Annotated in this window: 13 protein-coding genes; 11 read left to right on the top strand and 2 right to left on the bottom strand. The window is 72.6% G+C overall.

Going from position 1 to position 19401, the window contains the following annotated elements; all coding sequences use genetic code 11:
- Positions 1–33 precede the first annotated feature (33 nt).
- The 8 genes from ACIBD9_RS23045 (at position 34) to ACIBD9_RS23010 (ending at position 10562) form a co-directional block, all read left to right on the top strand.
- Positions 34–636 (top strand): dihydrofolate reductase family protein, encoded by a 603-nt coding sequence (locus ACIBD9_RS23045; protein ID WP_396720668.1) that lies wholly within the window; start codon positions 34–36, stop codon positions 634–636.
- 148 nt (positions 637–784) lie between these two features.
- Complete coding sequence (locus tag ACIBD9_RS23040) at positions 785–1258, top strand: hypothetical protein (protein WP_396720665.1); 474 nt, start codon at positions 785–787, stop codon at positions 1256–1258.
- A gap of 66 nt (positions 1259–1324) precedes the next feature.
- On the top strand, positions 1325–2692 hold the full coding sequence (locus ACIBD9_RS23035; RefSeq protein ID WP_396720662.1) for a cellulase family glycosylhydrolase: 1368 nt from the start codon (positions 1325–1327) through the stop codon (positions 2690–2692).
- Positions 2693–2964: 272 nt separating this feature from the next.
- The gene (locus ACIBD9_RS23030) at positions 2965–5634 is read left to right on the top strand and encodes a glutamate--cysteine ligase (protein WP_396720659.1); all 2670 of its coding nucleotides are present in this window, start codon (positions 2965–2967) and stop codon (positions 5632–5634) included.
- An 89-nt stretch (positions 5635–5723) separates the two neighbouring features.
- On the top strand, positions 5724–7502 hold the full coding sequence (locus ACIBD9_RS23025) for an N-acetylglutaminylglutamine amidotransferase (RefSeq protein WP_396720657.1): 1779 nt from the start codon (positions 5724–5726) through the stop codon (positions 7500–7502).
- A complete protein-coding gene (locus tag ACIBD9_RS23020; protein WP_396720654.1) occupies positions 7503–9350 on the top strand; it encodes a prolyl oligopeptidase family serine peptidase in 1848 nt (615 codons plus the stop codon).
- Between the two features lie 17 nt (positions 9351–9367).
- Positions 9368–9934, top strand: coding sequence for a hypothetical protein (locus ACIBD9_RS23015; protein ID WP_396720651.1), 567 nt, complete (start codon positions 9368–9370; stop codon positions 9932–9934).
- Positions 9935–10007: 73 nt separating this feature from the next.
- Positions 10008–10562, top strand: coding sequence for a dihydrofolate reductase family protein (locus ACIBD9_RS23010; protein ID WP_396720648.1), 555 nt, complete (start codon positions 10008–10010; stop codon positions 10560–10562).
- Positions 10563–10569: 7 nt separating this feature from the next.
- Here the strand turns inward: ACIBD9_RS23010 and ACIBD9_RS23005 are convergent, their stop codons facing one another.
- Positions 10570–13611, bottom strand: coding sequence for a BTAD domain-containing putative transcriptional regulator (locus ACIBD9_RS23005; RefSeq protein ID WP_396720646.1), 3042 nt, complete (start codon positions 13609–13611; stop codon positions 10570–10572).
- Positions 13612–13929: 318 nt separating this feature from the next.
- Here ACIBD9_RS23005 and ACIBD9_RS23000 point away from each other — a divergent pair, with 318 nt between their 5' ends.
- The 3 genes from ACIBD9_RS23000 (at position 13930) to ACIBD9_RS22990 (ending at position 17536) form a co-directional block, all read left to right on the top strand.
- The gene (locus ACIBD9_RS23000; protein WP_396720643.1) at positions 13930–15804 is read left to right on the top strand and encodes an adenylyl cyclase; all 1875 of its coding nucleotides are present in this window, start codon (positions 13930–13932) and stop codon (positions 15802–15804) included.
- A 362-nt stretch (positions 15805–16166) separates the two neighbouring features.
- The gene (locus ACIBD9_RS22995; protein ID WP_396720640.1) at positions 16167–16313 is read left to right on the top strand and encodes a hypothetical protein; all 147 of its coding nucleotides are present in this window, start codon (positions 16167–16169) and stop codon (positions 16311–16313) included.
- Entirely contained in the window at positions 16313–17536 is a 1224-nt protein-coding gene (locus tag ACIBD9_RS22990; RefSeq protein WP_396720638.1) for a YeiH family protein, read from the top strand. Before ACIBD9_RS22995 ends, ACIBD9_RS22990 begins: the two co-directional genes overlap by 1 nt.
- A 255-nt stretch (positions 17537–17791) precedes the next feature.
- Here ACIBD9_RS22990 and ACIBD9_RS22985 read toward each other — a convergent pair whose 3' ends face one another.
- Positions 17792–19189 (bottom strand): glycosyltransferase family 2 protein, encoded by a 1398-nt coding sequence (locus ACIBD9_RS22985; protein ID WP_396720636.1) that lies wholly within the window; start codon positions 19187–19189, stop codon positions 17792–17794.
- Between the last annotated feature and the right edge of the window lie 212 nt (positions 19190–19401).

Genomic DNA, 19401 nt, shown 5'->3' with positions numbered 1-19401 from the left:
GAGCCGACATGGCACGGACCGAGGAGTGGATCGATGACGAAGGTGACGACCGGGGCGACGATGTCGTTGGACGGCTACATCGCGGATGCGTCCCACGGTGGCTTCGAGTACCTCTTCCAGTGGTACGCCAACGGCGACGTCGAGACGCCGACGGCCAACCCCGAGATGACCTTTCGGACGTCCGCCGCGAGCGCCCGGCATCTGCGGGATCTCAACGAGCGGACCGGCGCCCTCGTCGTCGGCCGGCGGCTCTTCGACATGACCAGCGGTTGGGGCGGTCGGCATCCGATGGACGTGCCCGTCGTGGTGGTCACGCACAGCGTGCCGGAGGGCTGGGCACCCGAGAACGACTCCTTCGTCTTCGTCACCGACGGCATCGAGAGCGCCATCGCCCGGGCGAAGGCGATCGCCGGCGACAAGCAGGTCGGTGTCAACGGCGGCACCATCGCCGCCCAGGTCGTCGAGGCCGGCCTGCTCGACGAGGTGCACGTCGACCTCGTCCCGGTCCTGCTCGGTGCCGGCGTCCCGCTCTTCGCCGACCTGAAGATCGCGCCACTCCAGCTGGACGGCCCGTTCAACGTCGTCGAGGGCAACGGTGTCACCCACCTGGCCTACCGGGTACGCCCAGCGGCCTGAACGCCTCGGGGACCGGCCCGGTCGGGTCGGTCCCCGTTGCGGCCGCCGAAGGTTCGGGCCGCACCGTCCGCCGGAAGCCCGACGCCCCCTAGAGTCGATGACGGTCACTGTCTGCGGCGTCGGTCGCGGGTGACCGGCGTGGAGGGCGGTGCGGCACGTGGGACCGGACGAGCGGGGCAGGCTGTTCGAGCAGGCACGAGAGTGGTCGCGGCGGCCGGACAGTTGGGCGAACGCCGACCGCCTGTGGATACGGGTGATCGACACCTACCGGCAGGCGGCGGGCGGTCCGGATTGCGCCGGCCGTCACGACCAGCAGCAGTTGGCGCGGGCACTGCGGCGGCGCGGGATGCTGCTGTCCGCGCGTGGCCGGGCCGCCGAGGGGATGGCGCCCGGCGGTGAGGCGGTCGCGATCTTCGAGCGGGTGTACGACGCGGTGGCGGCCGAGGGTGGGAACGTGGCGGCCCGGCAGGCGATGGGTGCGGCGTACCACCACCAGGCGAGCGCGTTGCTGCACCGGCACCTCACCCGACCGTCGTCGCTCGACGGTCTCCGGGACGCGGTGCTGGCGGCGGCGCTGACCCCCTGCGGTCAGCGCCCCCCGCCTTGCTCGCATAGGCATTGATCGATACTGTGCGCGCAGGCGCCGCCCCGCCTCAGACCACCACCGTCGATCCGAAGCGGGTTCAGCATGCGCACACTGAGACTTGTCACGACTCTGGCCGTCGCCGGCCTGCTCGCCGGTGGGGTGGCCCTGGTCGCCGCCACACCGGCCAGCGCGGCGACCGCCGTGTTCTCCGTGACGAACAACTGGGGCAACGGCTACCAGGGGCAGGTCACCGTCACCAACGACACCTCCGCACCGATCACCAGCTGGCGGGTCGAGTTCGACCTGCCGTCCTCCTCGACGGTCAGCCAGTCGTGGAACGCGCAGCAGACCACCTCGGGCAGCCACTACACCTTCGCCAACGTGTCCTGGAACGGCACCCTGGCCGCCGGCGCCTCCACCTCGTTCGGCTTCCTCGTCAACGGCACCGGCACCCCGCTCAACTGCACCGTGAACGGCGCGTCCTGCGCCGGCGGTCCGCCGCCGACCACCCCGCCGCCGACCACCCCGCCGCCCACGACCCCGCCGCCGACCACCCCACCGCCGACCACCGGCACCCCGGTCGAGCGGCACGGGCAGCTGCGGGTCTGCGGGACGACGATGTGCGACAGGTCCGGCGCCCGGGTGCAGTTGCGGGGCATCAGCAGCATGTGGCTCAACTGGGAGACCGCCCCGTACGCCGAGAACCTCTCTGCGTTGACCTGGATGCGCGACAACTGGAACCTTCAGGTGATCCGCGCGGCCATGGGTGTGGAGCCGGCGGGGGCGTACCTCAGCGACCCGGCCAAGGCACGCGCGCAGGTGGAGACCATCATCAACAACGCGGTCACCGCCGGGGTGTACGTGATCGTCGACTGGCACGCGCACGAGGCGCAGAACAACCAGTCCCAGGCGGTCGCGTTCTTCGGTGACCTGGCCCGCCGGTACGGCAACCTGCCCAACGTCATCTGGGAGCCCTACAACGAGCCGCTCCAGGTCAGCTGGACCAACGTCATCAAGCCGTACCACCAGGCGGTGGTGTCCGCGATCCGCGCCGCCGACCCGGACAACATCATCGTGCTCGGCACCCCGACCTGGTCACAGGACGTGGACGTCGCGGCGGCCAGCCCGGTCACCGGCACCAACCTGATGTACACCCTGCACTTCTACTCCTGTACGCACGGGGCTTCGCTGCGCGCCAAGGGCGACGCGGCGATCCGCGCGGGTCTGGCGCTGTTCGTCACGGAGTGGGGTGCCAGTAACGCCGATGGCGGCCTCGACGGCCGGGCCTGCCTGCCGGAGGCGCAGTCCTGGATCGACTGGATGAAGACCAACGGCATCTCCTGGACGGCCTGGAAGCTCGACGTCGGCACCGACACCACCAACCTGCTCAGCCCGGGCGCGCCGGTGACCGGCGGGTGGACCAACTACCTGCACGGCCACGCGCCGTTCGTGGTGGCGAACATGAGGTGATCCCGGCCGCTCCTTGACCGCGATTGATCGAATCGGAACTGCTGGTGTCGGGGTGTCCAGGCCGGCGGGACACCCCGACATCACCAACTCCGTGTCGATGACGGTTGCTCGGCCTCGGCCTCGGCGGGGCGCGCGCAGCCGCCGATCACCCGTCGCTGAGCAGCCCGGACAGAACGGGCGCGCCACCTTAACGCGCCGGAAACACCCCCGGTACCAACCCTGGGAACGCTCGTCGGACAGTCGAGACCACCGACACGCGAACCGGGGTGACCATGGCCGACAACACCACGAACGCGCCGACGTACGACGAGCCGGTGGGCCGGTCCGGCAACGGCCGGACACTGCCCACCCCCCGCCCGAACCCGGCCCTGTCGCTGGACGACGACGATCCGGCGGACCTGGCCACGATCGGGGTGGAGGAGGAGTTCCACGTCGTCGACCTGCACACCCGGGAGTTGGTGCCCCGCGCCGGGGAGTTGCTCGACCGGTTGCCGGCGGCCTCGTTCACCGCCGAGCTGCACCGCAGTGTGGTGGAGACCAACACCGCGGTCTGCCGCACCCTGGACGAGATCCGCGCCGAGCTGACCCGGCTGCGGCAGGCGGCCGTCCAGGTCGCCGACCGGGCGGGGCTGGGCATCGTGGCGGCCGGTACGGTGCCGCTGCGCGCCGACGGCGACCCCAGCGTCACCCCCACCTCCCGCTACCGGCGGATGCTCGACGAGTACCAGATGCTCGCCCGGGAGCAGCTGATCTGCGGAGCGCAGGTGCACGTCGGCGTCTCCGACCGGGACCTGGCGGTGGCGGTCACCCGTCGGGTCCAGCCGTGGCTGCCGGTGCTGCTCGCCCTCTCCACCAGCTCGCCGTACTGGATGGGCCAGGACAGCGGCTACGCCAGCGTCCGATCGCTGGTCTGGCAGCGCTGGCCCACCGCGGGGGACCCGGGCGAGGTGACCAGCGCGGCGGACCACGAGGCGCTGGTCGCCGAGCTGATCGCCTCCGAGACCATCAGCGACCCCGCCATGATCTACTTCGACGTCCGGCCGTCGGCGCACGTGCCCACAGTGGAACTGCGGATCACCGACGCCAACGCCGACGTGGAGACCATCGTCCTGCTCACCGGCCTGTTCCGGGCGCTCGTCCGGCGGGAGGTCGCCGCCCTGCGCGCCGGGGTGGAGCGCACGGCCGTGCGACCACCGGTGCTGCGCGCCGCCGTGTGGCGGGCGGCCCGCTCCGGGTTGGAAGGCGACCTGCTCGACCTGCCCCGGTCGGCCCGACCGGTGTCGGCAGCCCAGGCGGTCCGCCGCCTGGTGACCGACCTGCGCCCACAGTTGGTGGCGACCGGAGACTGGGAGCAGGTCAGCGAGCTGACCCGGTACGCGCTGGAACGCGGCAGCTCCGCGGCGCGGCAGCGACGGGCGTACGAGCGACGTGGCCGGTTGGCCGACGTGGTCGACCTGCTGCTCGACGAGACCCGGGGCCGGGTCCGCGGGCCGCTGCCGGGTGCGCCCACACCGCCGGCGCTGCCCACGTACGCCGACGCCGGCGACGAGGTCTTCGGACCGGCCGGGCCGCAGCCGGCGTACGCCCCGATGCTCACGGCCCTGCGCCAGCTCGGCGCCGGCGTCCTACGTCAACGCGAGCACGACCGGGACGAGGAGCAGCGGGCCCGTGGGGTGACGTTCAGCGTGGCCGGCGAGGCGAGCACCCGGCTCTTCCCGGTGGACCTGGTGCCCCGGGTGGTGCCCGCCGCCGACTGGCGGACCCTGCGTACCGGCCTGGTGCAGCGCGCTCGCGCCCTCGACGCGTTCCTGCGGGACGTCTACGCCGACCGGGCCGTGGTGGCCGACGGCGTGGTGCCGGCGTGGGTGGTGGAGTCCTCACCCGGCCTGCGCCCGACCGGGGCGCTGATGGGCCGGCGGGGCACCCGTGCCCAGGTGTCCGGCACCGACCTCGTCCGGGACCCGGACGGCGGCTGGTACGTGCTGGAGGACAACCTGCGGGTGCCCTCCGGGATCGGCTACGCGGTGCAGAACCGTCGGCTGACCCGGGCGGTGCTGCCGGAGCTGCCGGTGCCGGCGGACCTGCTACCCGCCGACGAGACGCCGGCGATGCTGTACCGGGCGTTGGTCGCCGCAGCGCCCGCCGCGGCCGACGACCCCGCCGTGGTGGTGCTCAGCAGCGGCCCGGGTGATCCGGCGTGGTTCGAACACCGGCTGCTCGCCGACGAGATGGGTGTTCCGCTGACCGAGACCAGTGACCTGCTGGTCGAGGAGGGCCGGGTCCGGCTGGTCCGCGAGGGCTGCCGCCGTGAGGTCGACGTGATCTACCTGCGGATGGACGAGGAGGCGTTGCTGCACGCGCCGGGCGCGGACGGGGTGCCGCTGGGGTGGCCGCTGCTCGCCGCGGTGCACGCCGGGCGGCTCACGCTGGCCAACGCGCTGGGCAACGGTGTCGGTGACGACAAGGCGCTGTACGCGTACGTGCCCCGGCTGATCGAGTACTACCTGGGCGAGAAGCCGCTGCTGGGGGATGTGCCGACGTACCTGTGTGGGCTGCCCGAGCAGCGGGCCGAGGTGCTGGGCCGGCTCGACGAGCTGGTGCTCAAGCCGGTCGACGGGTACGGCGGTGACCGGGTGGTGATCGGCCCCCGCGCCGAGGCGGAGGAGTTGGACGCCGTCCGGGAGCAGATCCTCGCGGCCCCGCACCGGTGGATCGCCCAGGAGATGATCGCGCTCACCACGCACCCGGTCTTCGACGGCACGGCGCTCGCTCCCCGCCACGTCGACCTGCGGGCGTTCGTGTTCCTCGGTGACACCGCCGAGGTCGCGCCGGTGGCGCTGACCCGGGTGGCGCCGGCCGGCAGCATGATCGTCAACTCGTCGCGAGGTGGCGGGTCGAAGGACACCTGGCTGCTCGGCGGAGCCGACGAACCGTCGGTGTAACCCACGCTTGACCCATCCGTCATCGGGACGCAACCCGGTCCGCCAAGCCTGGACCGGTCAGCGGCCCCAGCCGATGAGAGGTGCGTGCCATGTGCGGTATCGGAGGCGAGTTCCGCCTCGACGGGGCGCCACCGGACGTGGCCGCCGTCGAGCGGATGCTCCCCGAGCTGGCCTCCCGGGGCCCGGACGGCGAGGGCCGGTGGCAGCAGGGGTCGGTGGCCCTGGTGCACCGCCGGCTGCGCATCATCGACCTGTCCGACGGGGGCGCCCAGCCGATGGTCGACCCCGAGCTGGGTCTGGCCCTGGTCTTCAACGGCTGCATCTACAACTACCGGGAGCTGCGCGACGAGCTGACCGCCGCCGGTTACTCCTTCCGGTCCACCTCGGACACCGAGGTGATCCTCAAGGCGTACCACCGGTGGGGGACGGCCTGCGTCGAGCGGTTCTACGGGATGTTCGCGTTCGCCCTGGTCGAGCTGGCCACGCACACCCTGGTGCTGGCCCGGGACCGGCTCGGCATCAAGCCGCTCTACCTGGCCGAGGGGCCGGGCCGGGTGCGCTTCGCCTCGACGCTGCCGGCGTTGCTCGCCGCCGGTGACGTGGACACCGACCTCGACCCGGTGGCGCTGCACCACTACATGAGCTTCCACTCGGTGGTGCCGCCGCCGCGCACGATCCTCGCCGGGGTCCGCAAGCTTCCGCCGGCCACCGTGCGGGTGATCACCGGGGACGGCCGGAGCACCGACACCACCTACTGGCGGCCGGAGTTCAGCCGGGCCGCCGCCCCCGCCATGTCCGCCGGCGAGTGGCAGGAACGACTCATGGCGGCGCTGCGCACCGCCGTACGACGGCGGATGGTCGCCGACGTGCCGGTCGGCGTGCTGCTCTCCGGCGGTCTCGACTCCAGCCTGATCGTCGCCCTGCTGGCCGAGCAGGGCCAGACCGGCCTGGCCACCTTCAGCATCGGCTTCGAGGCGGCGGCGGGGGAGAGCGGCGACGAGTTCCACTACTCCGACCTGATGGCCCGGCACTTCGGCACCGACCACCAGCAGATCCGCATCGGCGCGCAGCGGTTCGTCCCGGCCGTGCACCAGGCCATCGCGGCGATGAGCGAGCCGATGGTCAGCCACGACTGCGTCGCGTTCCACCTGCTCTCCGAGGAGGTCTCGCAGCGGATCACGGTGGTGCAGTCCGGGCAGGGCGCCGACGAGATCCTGGCCGGCTACGACTGGTACCCGCCGATGGCCAACGTGGCCCGCGCGGACGCCGTCGAGGCGTACGCCCGGGTGTTCTTCGACCGTCGCCACGACGCGCTCGGCGGGCACCTGGCACCCGAGTGGATGCTCGACCACGACGCCAGCCTGGAGTTCGTCGCCGCGCGCTTCGGCGCACCCGGCGCGGACACCGCGCTGGACGCGGCGCTGCGCCTGGACAGCCTGGTGATGCTCGTCGACGACCCGGTCAAGCGGGTCGACAACATGACGATGGCCTGGGGGCTGGAGGCCCGTGTGCCGTTCCTCGACCACGAGGTGGTCGAGCTGGCCGCCGCCTGCCCACCCGCCCTGAAGCTGGCGCAGGGCGGCAAGGGCGTGCTGAAGGCGGCGAGCCGGGGCATCGTCCCGGACGAGGTGATCGACCGGCCGAAGGGCTACTTCCCGGTGCCCGCCATCCGGCACCTCTCCGGCCCCCTGCTCGACGACGTGCGGGACGCGCTGACCGCCCGACCGGCGCGGGAGCGGGGTCTGTTCCGCAAGGACTACCTGGAGGAGTTGCTGGACGCGCCGAACGCCCGGCGGACCACGCTGGGCTCCAACGCGCTCTGGCAGCTCGGGCTGCTGGAGCTCTGGTTGCAGCGGATCGGGGTTTAGATGAGCGTACGGACCGAGGCGCCGCGTACCACCCGGCGGGCCCGACCCGCGAGCCACCGGCCGGCGTCGTCGCCGGTGCCCGCCAGCGAGGACTTCGCTCCCGCGCCGTCCCCCGACGGCCGCCGGGTGGCGTTCCTCTCCGACCGGGCTGGCACGCCCTCGGTCTGGGTCTGCCAGGTCGACGGGGGTGTGCCCGTCGCGCTGCCCGTGGGCGACGAGCCGGTCCTCGCGCTGAGCTGGTCGCCGGACGGCCAGTGGCTGGCCTGCGTCGTCGCCCCCGGCGGGGCACCCCGCACCGAGCTGTGGGTGCTGCGCCCGGACGGCACGCGACGCCACCAGGTCGCCGGGTTCGGTCGCCGCAGCGCCGCGCTGGCCGGCTGGTTGCCCGACGGCGCGGTGCTGGCGGTCACCGAGACCGACGAGCACGGGCAGGCCCTCCTGGTCGACGCGGCCACCGGGCACCGGCGGGTGCTCGCCCAGGATGACCTGCTCACCCTCCTGGACGTGACCCCGGACGCCGGTGTGGCGCTGCTGCGTCGCGGCCCGCGCAACGCCCGCTGGCTGGAGCTGCTCGACGTGGCGACCGGCGTTCGGCGTCGGCTGTTCCCGGACACCGGGCGGGGCAGCACCGACCAGGGTTGGTTCGGCCCGGACGGCACGAGCGTGCTGGCTCGCACCGACGCGTACTCCGAACTCGCCGCGCTGGTGCGGGTCGACCTGACCCGACCGCAGCAGCCGCCGACCCGGCTCGCCGGGCGACCGGACGCAGAGCTGGAACACGTCACGCCCAGCGTGGACGGGCGGCGCGGCGCGCTGCTGTGGAACACCTACGGCGGACGCAGCGAGCTGAGCCTGCTCGACGTCACCACCGGTGTGCAGCGAGCGGTCACCGCCCCCGGCGAGGTGCTCGGCGACGCCGTCTTCGCCGCGGACGGCGGCCTGCTCTGCCTCACCGCACAGGGGCCGGTGCAGCCTCGGGAGGTGTGGCTGGTCGACCCGTCGACGGGGGCGCCGCGCCCGCTGCGGCCGGACACCGCCGCCCCGCGTGCGGACGATGCCGGTGTCGCGCCGCAACTTGTCGACCTGCGCGCCCGCGACGGGCTGCCCCTCTCCGGCTGGCTCTACCGCCCGGCCGGGCCGGGCCCCTGGCCCACCGCGATCAGCCTGCACGGTGGCCCGGAGGCGCAGGAGCGTCCCGGTTACAACCCGCTGTTCCAGGCTCTCGTGGCGCAGGGCGTCGCGGTCTTCGCGCCCAACGTCCGGGGGTCGTCCGGGTTCGGCCGCTCGTTCGTCGCCGCCGACAACCTCGCCGGCCGGTACGGTGCGATCGCCGACGTGGCGGCCTGCGCCGACCACCTCGTCGACGCCGGCGTCGCCCGGCCCGGTCAGCTCGGCTGTCTGGGCCGCTCCTACGGCGGTTACCTGGTCCTCGCGGTGCTGGTGAACTTCCCCGGGCTGTTCGCCGCCGGGGTCGCCGAGTGCGGCATCTCCGACTTCCGGACCTTCTTCGCCGGCACCGAGCCGTGGATCGCCGCCGCCGCCGTCAGCAAGTACGGCGACCCGCAGCGGGACGCCGACCTGCTGCGCGACCTCTCCCCGCTGACCCACATCGACCGGCTGGACGTGCCGGTGCTGCTGATCCACGGCGCCAACGACACGAACGTGCCGGCGGGCGAGTCCGCGCAGGTAGCCCAGGCCCTCGCCGCCCGGGGCGTGCCGCACGGGCACCTGGTGCTAGCCGGGGAGGGGCACGACTTCCTGGCCCGGGCCAACGCTGAGGCGGCCCGGACGGCCACCACCGCCTGGCTGACCCGGCACCTCGCCGCCACCGCGACCGTCGTCGGCTGAGGCGTTATCCTGCGCCGGTGGAGGTCACGGCGCAGGGCGAGCGGTTGGCCGCGGACCTGGGTCGCTGGCTGGCCGAGGTGACCTTCGTCGACCTGGACACCGACGAGGTCACCGCGCGGGTGATCGACGCGGTGGTGCGGTGGGCCGAGGCCCAGGGCTGGCGGGTCTACCGGCGCGCGCCCAGCGTGCTGCCGTTGCCACCGCCACTCCAGGAGCGGCACTCGGTGCTCGACGTGGCGTGCGCCCGTCCCGACGGCCCGCCGGTCGTGGTGGAGGTCGACCACACCGACCGGGCCCGTACGGTGCAGAAGCTGCGCGCGGAGGCGGACGCCGGCCGGATCCCGATCTGGGTGCGGTGGGGTGTCGGGCGCTTCACCGTGCCGCCACCGCCGGTGCGGATTTTGACCGTCGAGGTGACCCGGCGGGCCGGGCCGGCCGGGCGCGGGCGTCTACACAGCCGCGTCGGTGACCGCCCCGCCCCGGCCCACTCGACCGGCGCCGGCACGGTGACCCCGCAGGCGCTGCCGATCCCGTTGACCGACCAGGCGCCAGGCCCGGCCGACGACGCGGGTAAGGCCACCTGAAGCGAATCGTAAGCGGCTGCCGGCAGAGTTCTGGGTGTCACCGGAGAGCACGACAGACACCCAGGAGATCCCGATGCGCAAGCTCGTCAACTCGACCTACATCACCCTCGACGGCGTCATCGACAGCCCGATGTGGACCGCGCCGTACTTCGACGAGGAGGCCGCCGGCCTCGCCGGGGCGCAGACCGAGGAGGCCGACGCGATGCTGATGGGCCGGGCCACCTACGACGGCATGTCCGCCGCCTGGCCGAACATGGACGAGAGTGACCCGACCACCGGCGCCGCGTACTTCAACAACGTCAAGAAGTACGTCGCCTCGACCACCCTGACCAATCCCACCTGGAACAACACGGAGGTGCTCCAGGGCGATCTGGTCGAGGCGGTCACCGCGCTCAAGGCCCAGGAGGGCAAGAACATCATCCAGTACGGCTTCGGCTCGGTCACCGCCCAGCTGATCCGGGCGGGCCTGGTGGACGAGGTCCGGTTCTGGATCCACCCGGTGCTGGAGGGCGGCCCCAGCCTCACCGCCCCGCTGACCGACCTCAAGGCGTCGTTCGACCTGGTCGACACCCGGGTGCACAAGAGCGGCGTGATCATCGCCTCGTACCAGCCGAAGGTGACCTCCTGAGCACCGGTCAGAGCTGGGCCCGGGCCTCGCCCGGGCTCAGCTGCGCGCCCTCCGCGAGCAGCGCGTCGAAGCGTTGCGGCCCGAGTTCGGCCCGCAGTCGTGCTGTCACCCGGTCGGTGTCGTCGCGTTCGGCCGGCGCGGCGGGGGACTGGGTGGCGAGTCGGGCGGCGGCCGCGGCGCCCAGCAGCCGGGCGGCGACCTCGGGGGAGCGCACCGCCGCCGCCATCCCCTCCAGTGGGTTGATCGCGTCCCGCATCGTCGCCATCGCCTCGGCGGTCTCGAACGCCTCGATGTGCAGGGCCAACGCGGCGTCCGGGTCGCCGCCCTGCTCGACCGCGTAGCCCAGCTCCACCAGGACCATCGGCAGGTAGAGCGCGGGTTGACTCTCGCCCCGCCCCAGGTCGGCGAGGCGGCTGAGGTGGGTGACGGCCAGGTCGAGCTTGCCGTCGCGGCGGGCGGCCAGTCCGAGGCTCATCTCCGCGAAGATCAGCGCGCCGGGCGAGCCCTGCTCCACCGCCAGGTCGTACGCGCGTTCGGCCAGCTCCCGACCCTGCGTGTAGTCACGGGTCTGCACGGCGAGCCAGGCCAGCCAGGACAGCTCGGCGCAGACCTGCGGCCACAGCGCCAACTCCTCGGCCCAGCGCAAACCCTCCCGGTGCAGCGCGGCGGCGCGCTCGTGCTCGCCGCGCATGTCGGCCAGCCCACCCACCCACTCGGTGGCCCGGAGCCGACCCCACCGGTCGCCGAGGTCGGCGAAGAGCGCGGCGCTGCGGGTCGCGGTGCGCTCCAGGGCGGTCTGGTCACCGTTGGCGTGTGCGATGTGGGCCAGGGAGGCCAGCACCGCGGCCTCGGTCCACGGGTCGTCGACGGCGGTGGGCAGCAGCTCCGACACCAGGGCCAGGTCGCCGTGCTCGATCAGCGCGTTGGCCGCGAACCAGGCGGCGTGGCCGTTCGGGTCGGCCGCCACCGCGGCGCGTACGTCCTCCGGTGCGATCGCCACACCCTGGGAGAGGGCGAAGCCCATCCGCCAGGGGGCCGCGCGAACCTCCTGCTCCGGGTCACCGGGCAGGGCCAGGGCCCGCCGTGCCTCGGTGAGCCGGCCGCGCAGGAACCAGTACCAGCTCAGCGCGATCGCGAGGCGCAGCCCGCCACCGTGCTCCAGCGCCGATCGCAGGTTCGCCATCTCGGCGTCGAGCAGCGCCAGCCACCGCTGCTGGTCGGCCCCGCGCAGCCCCGGGTCGGCGCGCTCGGCCAACTCCGTGTAGTAGGCGGCGTGCCGACCGCGTACCTCGTCGGCGTCGGTGAGGCGTTCCAGGCAGAACGCGGCCACCGATTCGAGGAGCCGGTAGCGGGGGGCCACACCGGAGTCGTCGAGCACCACCAGCGACCGGTCCACCAGCCGGGCGAGGGTGTCCAGGTCGGTTCGGCAGACCTGTTCGGCGGCCTCCGGGGTGCAGCCGTCCGGGAACACCGCAAGCTGGGCGAGCACCGCCCGGTCGGACTCCTCCAGGAGGTCCCAGCTCCAGCCGATCACCGCGGTCAGCGTCCGCTGCCGGGGTGGCACGTCCCGCTGCGCGGTGGTGAGCAACCGGAACCGGTCGTCGAGCCGATCCACCACCCCGCGTACGCCCAGCGCGCGGACCCGGGTCGCGGCCAACTCCAGCGCCAGCGGCAGACCGTCGAGGCGGCGGCAGAGCTGGGCCACGGCGGTCGCGGTCTGCCGGTCGAGACGGAAACCGCGCTGCTGCGCGGCGGCGCGGGCGACGAACAACCGGGCCGCCGCCGAGCGCCGGACCGCGTCCAGGTCACCGTCGTCGGGCACCGGCAGCGGGGGTACCTCCCAGAGCAGCTCACCGGCCAGCCCGAGTGGCTCCCTGCTGGTGGCCAGCACGCTCACCCCGGGCACGTCGCGCAGCAGCCGGGCGACCAGCTCGGCGACCGGTTCGATGACGTGTTCGCAGTTGTCCAGCACGAGCAGCAGCTGCCGGTGCCGCAGGGCCGTGACCACCCGGTCGGCGGGGGACAGGGTCGTTCCGGCGGCCTCGTGGGCGCCCAGGGCGCCGAGCACCTGTTCGGCGACGCGCGCGTCACCGGCCGAAAGCGGGGCCAGCTCGACCAGCTGCACTCCGTCCGGGTAGGACTGTGCGCGGGCCGTCTCGGTGGCCAGCCGGGTCTTGCCGACGCCACCCGGCCCGAGCAGCGTGACCAGCCGCTGCCGGGGCAGCAGCGCCGCCAACTCGGCCAGCGCCTCGGCCCGCCCGATCAACTCGTCGAGCGGGGCCGGAAGATTGTTCCGGATGATCGCCGCCCTCGGCGGGGCGCTCAGGCCGGCGTCCTGTTCGAGGATCCTGCGGTGCAGGGCGACCAGCTCCGGGCCGGGGTCGAGGCCCAGGTCCTCGGTGAGCCGGGCCCGCAGGTCGGCGTAGCTGTCCAGGGCCTCGGACTGGCGGCCGGCCGCGTACAACGCGCGCAGCTGCACCGCCCGCAGACCCTCACGCAGTGGATGCTTGGCGACCAGCTCGGCCAGGTCCGCGGCCACCAGGTCGTGCTCACCCCGGGCCAGCCGGGCCTGCGCCAGCCGCTCCTGCACGACGAGGCGCTGCTCGGCGAGGCGGGCCGCCTCGGCACGCACGAACTCGGCGTCGGCCACGTCGGCGTACGCCTCGCCGCGCCACAACGCGAGAGCCTCGGTCAGCCGCTCGACGTCGGCGCAGCGGGCCAGCTCGTCGAAGCGGCCGGCGTCGACCGCGTCGACCCGCAGCAGGTAGCCGGGTGGCCGGGACTCGACCAACTCGCGGGCCCCGGGCTCGGCGTCGTTGAGCGCCTTGCGCAGCTGCGACACCCGCACCTGGAGGGCGCCGGCCGGGTTGGCGGGCGCGCCGTCACCCCACAGGTCGTCGATGAGGCGGTCCGCCGAGACCACCTGGTTGCGGTTGGCCAACAGGTCGGCCAGCAACGCCCGGACCTTCGTGCCGGGCACCACCACCGGCTCGCCGGCGTCGGTGGTCACGGCGAGCGGCCCGAGCACCCCGAACTGCACGGCGGTCATCCTAACCGCGTGGCGCCGACCCGAAGTGGACCATAAGCGCGTTGGCCAACTCCACGATCTTGCGCTTTGTGCAGTGCCATAAGACACGAAAGCCGCGTAACGGCCGCAGGAAGTGCAAGATCGCGGGGGAGAGGGCTCGCGTCGCGGCCCGGCGCGAAGGTTCGCCACCCCTGGTCGTGGCGTGCGGCCGAATTAACGGGTAGAAACATGTCAACCCCTTCCGGCCCGGCCCAACCTCCGGCGGCAAGGGTCAGAGAGCGCTCTCACCGCCCCCAGCTGCGCCGGAATCACGCCCGGCCAGCGGAGAGGACGAACCACATGACAGCCCCGTCCCGACGGGTTCGCCGGAGCTCCGGTCGTACCCTCCTTCTCGCTGTGCTGGTGACCACCGCCGTCGCGGTGACCAGCACCGCCGCCAGCGCCGGTCGCCCGACGCACGGCGCACCCGACTTCGGCCCGAACGTGACCATCTTCGACCCGTCCATGCCGGTCGCCGAGATCCAGCAGACCCTCGACGCGGCGCACGCCCGGCAGGTCGACAACGAGATGGGCACCGAGCGGCACGCCTACCTGTTCAAGCCGGGCACGTACGGCACGGCCGCGCAGCCGTTGCAGGCCAAGGTCGGCTACTACACCGAGGTGTCCGGCCTGGGCGCCTCGCCCACCGACGTCAGCGTCAACGGCAAGCTGGAGGTCTACAACCGCTGCCTCGCCGACGGTGGCACCGGCAACTGCCTCGCGCTTGTCAACTTCTGGCGCACCCTGTCCAACCTCTCGCTCACCATCAACGCGGCCGGCCAGGACGGCTGCCGGTCGTCGGCGAACTTCTGGGCGGTCTCCCAGGCGGTGTCGATGCGCCGACTGAACATCGGCGGCGGTGGCCTGTCGCTGATGGACTACTGCACCGCCGGCCCGCAGTACGCCAGCGGCGGGTTCATCGCCGACTCGCGGCTGCCGGCCACGACGAACGGCTCACAGCAGCAGTGGCTGACCCGAAACAGTGAGGTCGCTGGCTGGTCCAACGCGGTGTGGAACCAGGTGTTCGCGGGGGTCGAGGGCGCGCCGGACGACGCCACGTTCCCCGACCCGCCGTACACCACCCTGGAGACCACCCCGATCAGCCGGGAGAAGCCCTACCTCTTCGTCGACGGGAAGGGTCGCTACCAGGTGCGGGTGCCCGCCGCGCAGCGCGACAGCCGGGGTGTCTCCTGGGCCGACGGCATGACGCCGGGGCGGACCATCGGGATCGACGACTTCTTCATCGCCAAGCCGTCCGACTCGGTGCGCGTCATCAACAGCCAGTTGGCGCGCGGCAAGCACCTGCTGCTCACCCCCGGCACGTACGACATCGCACGCAGCATCGAGGTCCGGCGTCCGAACACCGTGGTGCTCGGGATCGGTCACGCCACGCTCACCGCCGTGAACGGCGCGATCCCGCTGGACGTGGCCGGTGTTCCCGGCGTGATCGTCGCCGGTGTCACGATCGACGCCGGCCTCGTCGAGTCGCCGGTCCTGCTGCGGGTCGGACGCCAGCACGGCCACGACGCGAGCAGCCCGCACAACCCGACCACGCTCTCCGACGTGTACTTCCGGGTCGGCGGCCCGCACATCGGACGGACGAACACCGCGCTGGAGGTCAACAGCGACAACGTGCTCATCGACCACACCTGGGTGTGGCGCGGCGACCACGGCGTCGAGGGCTTCACCGAGGGCGTCAACGGTGACACCGACCGCTGGCGTACCAACACCGGTCGCTACGGCGCCGTCATCAACGGCGACCACGTCACCGCGACCGGCCTGTTCGTCGAGCACTTCCAGCGCTACAACACGGTCTGGAACGGCGAGCACGGCACCACGATCCTCTACCAGAACGAGCTGCCGTACGACCCGCCGACGCAGGCCGACTGGATGAACGGCGCGGTCGAGGGCTGGGCCGGGTACAAGGTCGGTGACCGGGTGCGTCACCACACGCTCTACGGCGGCGGGGTGTACGTGTTCAACCAGAACAACCCGTCGATCCACACCGAGAACGGCTTCGAGGTCCCGAACCGTCCGGGGGTGCGGCTGCACCACATCATGACCGTCAACCTCAGCGCCGGCACGATCGACCACGTCGTCAACGGCGCCGGCGACGCGGCCGACATGACCAAGGTCGGCGCTCCCGTCTACCTGACCCAGTACCCGACCCCGTAGCGACATCGGACGAACCGACGGTGCCGGAGCCGGCGTTGGCTCCGGCACCGCCGTCGGTGGTGCCACGCGCGGAGAAACCGCGTCGACGGTCTTGAATTCCTATCGAGTCGGTAGGAAAATGCGTGAATGCCGGTTGGTCCGCTCCTCACCTCGCGTCGGGTCGTCGACCTGATGCGGACCGCCAGCGAGCTCTGTCCGGGCGCACCGGGCACCGACTGAGCACCGCACTCCCTCTCCAGCCGCCTGCCGGCTCGCGCGCTGACCCGTGACCCCCCGCGCATCGATCCGGCTCCGCGCGGTCCGCACCGCACTTCCGACCGATCCGGCGCTGCCGGATCGGTTCACAACCATGGAGGTACGCCATGACATCCGACCCTTCACCGTCCACCCCACCGACGGCCGGTGAGTCCCGGCTCGCGTTCAACGAGGACTGGGTGGCGACCATCCTCGGGCTGGCCCTGCTCGCCCTGGTCCTGCTCGGCGCCATCCCCGCCGGGCTGGTGCCCTGATGACCGCCGACGCGACCCGCACGGGCGGTGAGCCCGGCACGACCGACGCCACAGGCGTCGACGACGCCACTCGCGCCGACGACGTGGGCGAGCCCAGCGGTGCGTCGACCACCGCCGGTCCGGCCGAGCCGACCAGGGTCGCGCGTGACGGGGCCTTCTGGGCCTGGACGGCGCTCGGCCTGCTGATCGTGGTCGGTCTCGCCGCGCTCACCCGCTACCTGGAGCAGAACGTTCCGGCCTGGGCCGAGGGCACCGCCGTCGAGGACGTCGGCGCGGCGATCGAGTACCCGGTCTACGCGATCCTGCTCGGCCTGCTCGGCAACGTCGCCGTCACAGTGCTCGGGTGGCGGGACCGCATCGCCGCCGCGTTCCGGACCGAGTTCTTCATCAAGACCGGCCTGGTGCTGCTCGGGGCGTCGATCAACCTCGCCGTCATCGCCAGCGCCACCGGCCCGGCGATCGCCCAGGCGATCCTGCTGATCAGCGGGGTGTTCTTCTTCACCTGGTGGTTGGCCGGCAGGTTCGGCCTCGACGACAAGCTGCGGGCGCTGCTCGCGTCGGCGGTGTCGATCTGCGGGGTCAGCGCGGCGATCGCCGCCGCCGGCGCGGTGCGGGCGCGCCGTGAGCAGTTGGCCTACACGGCGAGTCTGGTCATCATCTTCGCGCTGCCCTCCATCTTCATCCTGCCCTGGTTGGCCGACGTGTTCGGGCTCTCCGACGCGGTGGCCGGCGCCTGGATCGGTGGCAACATCGACACCACCGCCGCGGTCACCGCGGCGGGAGCGCTCGCCGGTGAGGAGGCGCTCCAGATCGCCAGCATCGTCAAGGTCACCCAGAACGCCCTGATGGGTGTGGTCGCGGTCGCGCTCACCGCGTACTTCACGCTGCGGGTGGAACGACGGCCCGGCGCGGCCCGACCGGGCCTCGGTGAGCTGTGGACGCGGTTCCCGAAGTTCGTCCTCGGCTTCATCGCGGCCTCGGTCATCGCCACCTGGTACCTCGACGGGGCTGGTGCGGACGGCAAGGCCACCATCGCCATCGTCAACGACCTGCGCGTGTGGTTCCTGATCCTGGCCTTCGTCAGCATCGGCCTGGAGGTCCGGGTCGCGTCGCTGCGGGAGGCGGGTTGGCGACCGGTGGCGGTGTTCGCCAGTGCCACCGTGTTCAACCTGGCCTTGGCGCTCGGCCTGGCGTCCCTGCTGTTCCGCAACTTCTCGGCCTAAGACGGCCGCTCCACCCGCCCTGCGGACCGTGCTGGGGCTGGAGCCACGCTGGCTCCGGCCCCATCGCGATCAGCGGGTGCTGTCGTCGAGGTGGTCGGTGCCGGTCTCCGGGGCCGGAGCAGGAACACGCCGGCACACAGCACGCCGATGGCGGCGGCCAGGCCGACCGACCCGGGTAGCAGGGTCACCCCGGTCACCACTCCACCCAGCCCGGTGCCGGCGAGCAGCAAAGCCGCCGGTTGCAGGGTGGTGTGCTCAGCCACGGCCCGACCACTCCATCGGCCGTGGCGCTCCGGCGGGCAGCACCGCGTCCTCGCCGAGGCGGCCGAGCACCGGGCGGGCGCGTTCGTCGTCGAGTCGCAGCAGGCGGGCGCCGGCGTGCCGGTCCAGCCAGCCACGCAGCGCACCGGCCGCGATCCGCCGGTTGATCCAGTTGACCAGCGGTACCGCATCACCCAGCGGCAGCGCGGTCGGTGCGACGGCGTGCCAGGCCGCCGAGCCGATCGGCGTCACCTCGCACCGCCAGCGCGGCCGGCCTCCCGGCGGGTCGACGAAGAGCAACCGTTGCCCGGGCGCCAACTGCCCCAGCACCGCCGGATGCCCGTCGACGGACCAGCGGGTTCGGCCGAACAGCACCACCCAGTCGCGGGTGTCACCGTCGGGCAGCGGGCCGACGTCGCCGCGCAGCGCGGCGAGCAGGTCGCCCAGGCCCAGCTGTACGGATCGACCGAAGAGCCGCTTGATCAGGTGGTCGGCGAGCAGCGCGGCCCGGAACACCGGTAACCGGAATCGGGGCTGGGTCATCCGCAGGTACCCGACCAGGCTGCCCAGCAGGTGTCGAAAGCGGATGGTCGGCCCGAGCAGCCGGCAGGACGCGCCACGGCTGTGCGTGACCATCGCGTCGGGGAGCATCCACAGCTCGTGCCCGGCCTGGTCGAGTTGCCGCGCGAGGAGCGTGTCGTTCCAGTAGACGGGGAACGTCTCGTCGAAGATGGTCTGCTGTCCGAGCACCCTGCGGCGCAGCAGGATGCAGCTGCCCGAGGCGAGCTGCCGGGGACGGCTGAAGTCCTCGCCGCGCATCTGGAACCGGTGCAGTGCCTGGCGGAACCCGGGTAGCCGGCGCAGCGCGGTCACCAGCGCGATGGTGGCGGCGAAGCTGGGCTGTTGGACGTAGTGCTGCTGGAAGGTGCCGTCCGGGTTGAGGTACAGCGGGCTGACCCCTGCGACGTCCGGCCGCCTGCGCAGGTGGTCGACCATCCGGGACAGCGCGCCCGGGTGAAACCGGATGTCGCTGTTGAGTAGCAGGATCAGCTGCCCGTTCGCCCGGCGGTACGCCTGGTTCACGGCGGCGGCGAAACCGTTGTTGTGCTTGTTGCGGATCAGTCGGACCCGGGGTTGGTCGGCGAGCAGGTCGGCTGAGCCGTCGGACGAGCCGTTGTCGACGGCCACCACCTCGTAGTCGAGATCGGGGTCGGCGGTCGACGCCAGCGACTCCAGGCACTGTCGGGTCTGCTCGCGGGTGTTCCAGCTGACCAGCAGCACCGACAGCAGCGGAGCGCCCGTCACGACAGCCGCCCGGTCGTCGCGGCGGGCGTAGGTCCCCAGCAGGTCGCCGAGCTGGGTCCGCGGTGGCGGATCCGGAGTCTCTCTCAACGCGCCGTCCTCCCTCTCGGTCAGGTGCTGCCGGGGCTTGCCGGCGAGCACCGTGCGAGAGCAAATTACTATCGATAAGAACGTGAATGGCATCGAACAGGTGAAAACAGGACTGTAGGGACCGGATCTCACATATGCACCTCGGATGTTGGGCTAAGCGTCCGATTAGCGGCTGTTGAGTGGGTTACGGTCGTTTCCGGCCGTCCGGTTGC

The sequence above is a fragment of the Micromonospora sp. NPDC050784 genome (genome assembly GCF_044456765.1).
GTDB lineage: Bacteria > Actinomycetota > Actinomycetes > Mycobacteriales > Micromonosporaceae > Micromonospora > Micromonospora foliorum.
This window is presented reverse-complemented; position numbering and strand designations above follow the sequence as displayed.

Bases quoted from the DNA above. Each gene is read 5' to 3' on its own strand.
- ACIBD9_RS23000 (WP_396720643.1), top strand. From the start codon at position 13,930: ATGACAGCCCCGTCCCGACGGGTTCGCCGGAGCTCCGGTCGTACCCTC.
- ACIBD9_RS23020 (WP_396720654.1), top strand. From the start codon at position 7,503: ATGAGCGTACGGACCGAGGCGCCGCGTACCACCCGGCGGGCCCGACCC.
- ACIBD9_RS23010 (WP_396720648.1), top strand. From the start codon at position 10,008: ATGCGCAAGCTCGTCAACTCGACCTACATCACCCTCGACGGCGTCATC.
- ACIBD9_RS22990 (WP_396720638.1), top strand. From the start codon at position 16,313: ATGACCGCCGACGCGACCCGCACGGGCGGTGAGCCCGGCACGACCGAC.
- ACIBD9_RS23030 (WP_396720659.1), top strand. From the start codon at position 2,965: ATGGCCGACAACACCACGAACGCGCCGACGTACGACGAGCCGGTGGGC.
- ACIBD9_RS23025 (WP_396720657.1), top strand. From the start codon at position 5,724: ATGTGCGGTATCGGAGGCGAGTTCCGCCTCGACGGGGCGCCACCGGAC.
- ACIBD9_RS23035 (WP_396720662.1), top strand. From the start codon at position 1,325: ATGCGCACACTGAGACTTGTCACGACTCTGGCCGTCGCCGGCCTGCTC.
- ACIBD9_RS23045 (WP_396720668.1), top strand. From the start codon at position 34: ATGACGAAGGTGACGACCGGGGCGACGATGTCGTTGGACGGCTACATC.
- ACIBD9_RS23005 (WP_396720646.1), bottom strand. From the start codon at position 13,611: ATGACCGCCGTGCAGTTCGGGGTGCTCGGGCCGCTCGCCGTGACCACC.
- ACIBD9_RS22995 (WP_396720640.1), top strand. From the start codon at position 16,167: ATGACATCCGACCCTTCACCGTCCACCCCACCGACGGCCGGTGAGTCC.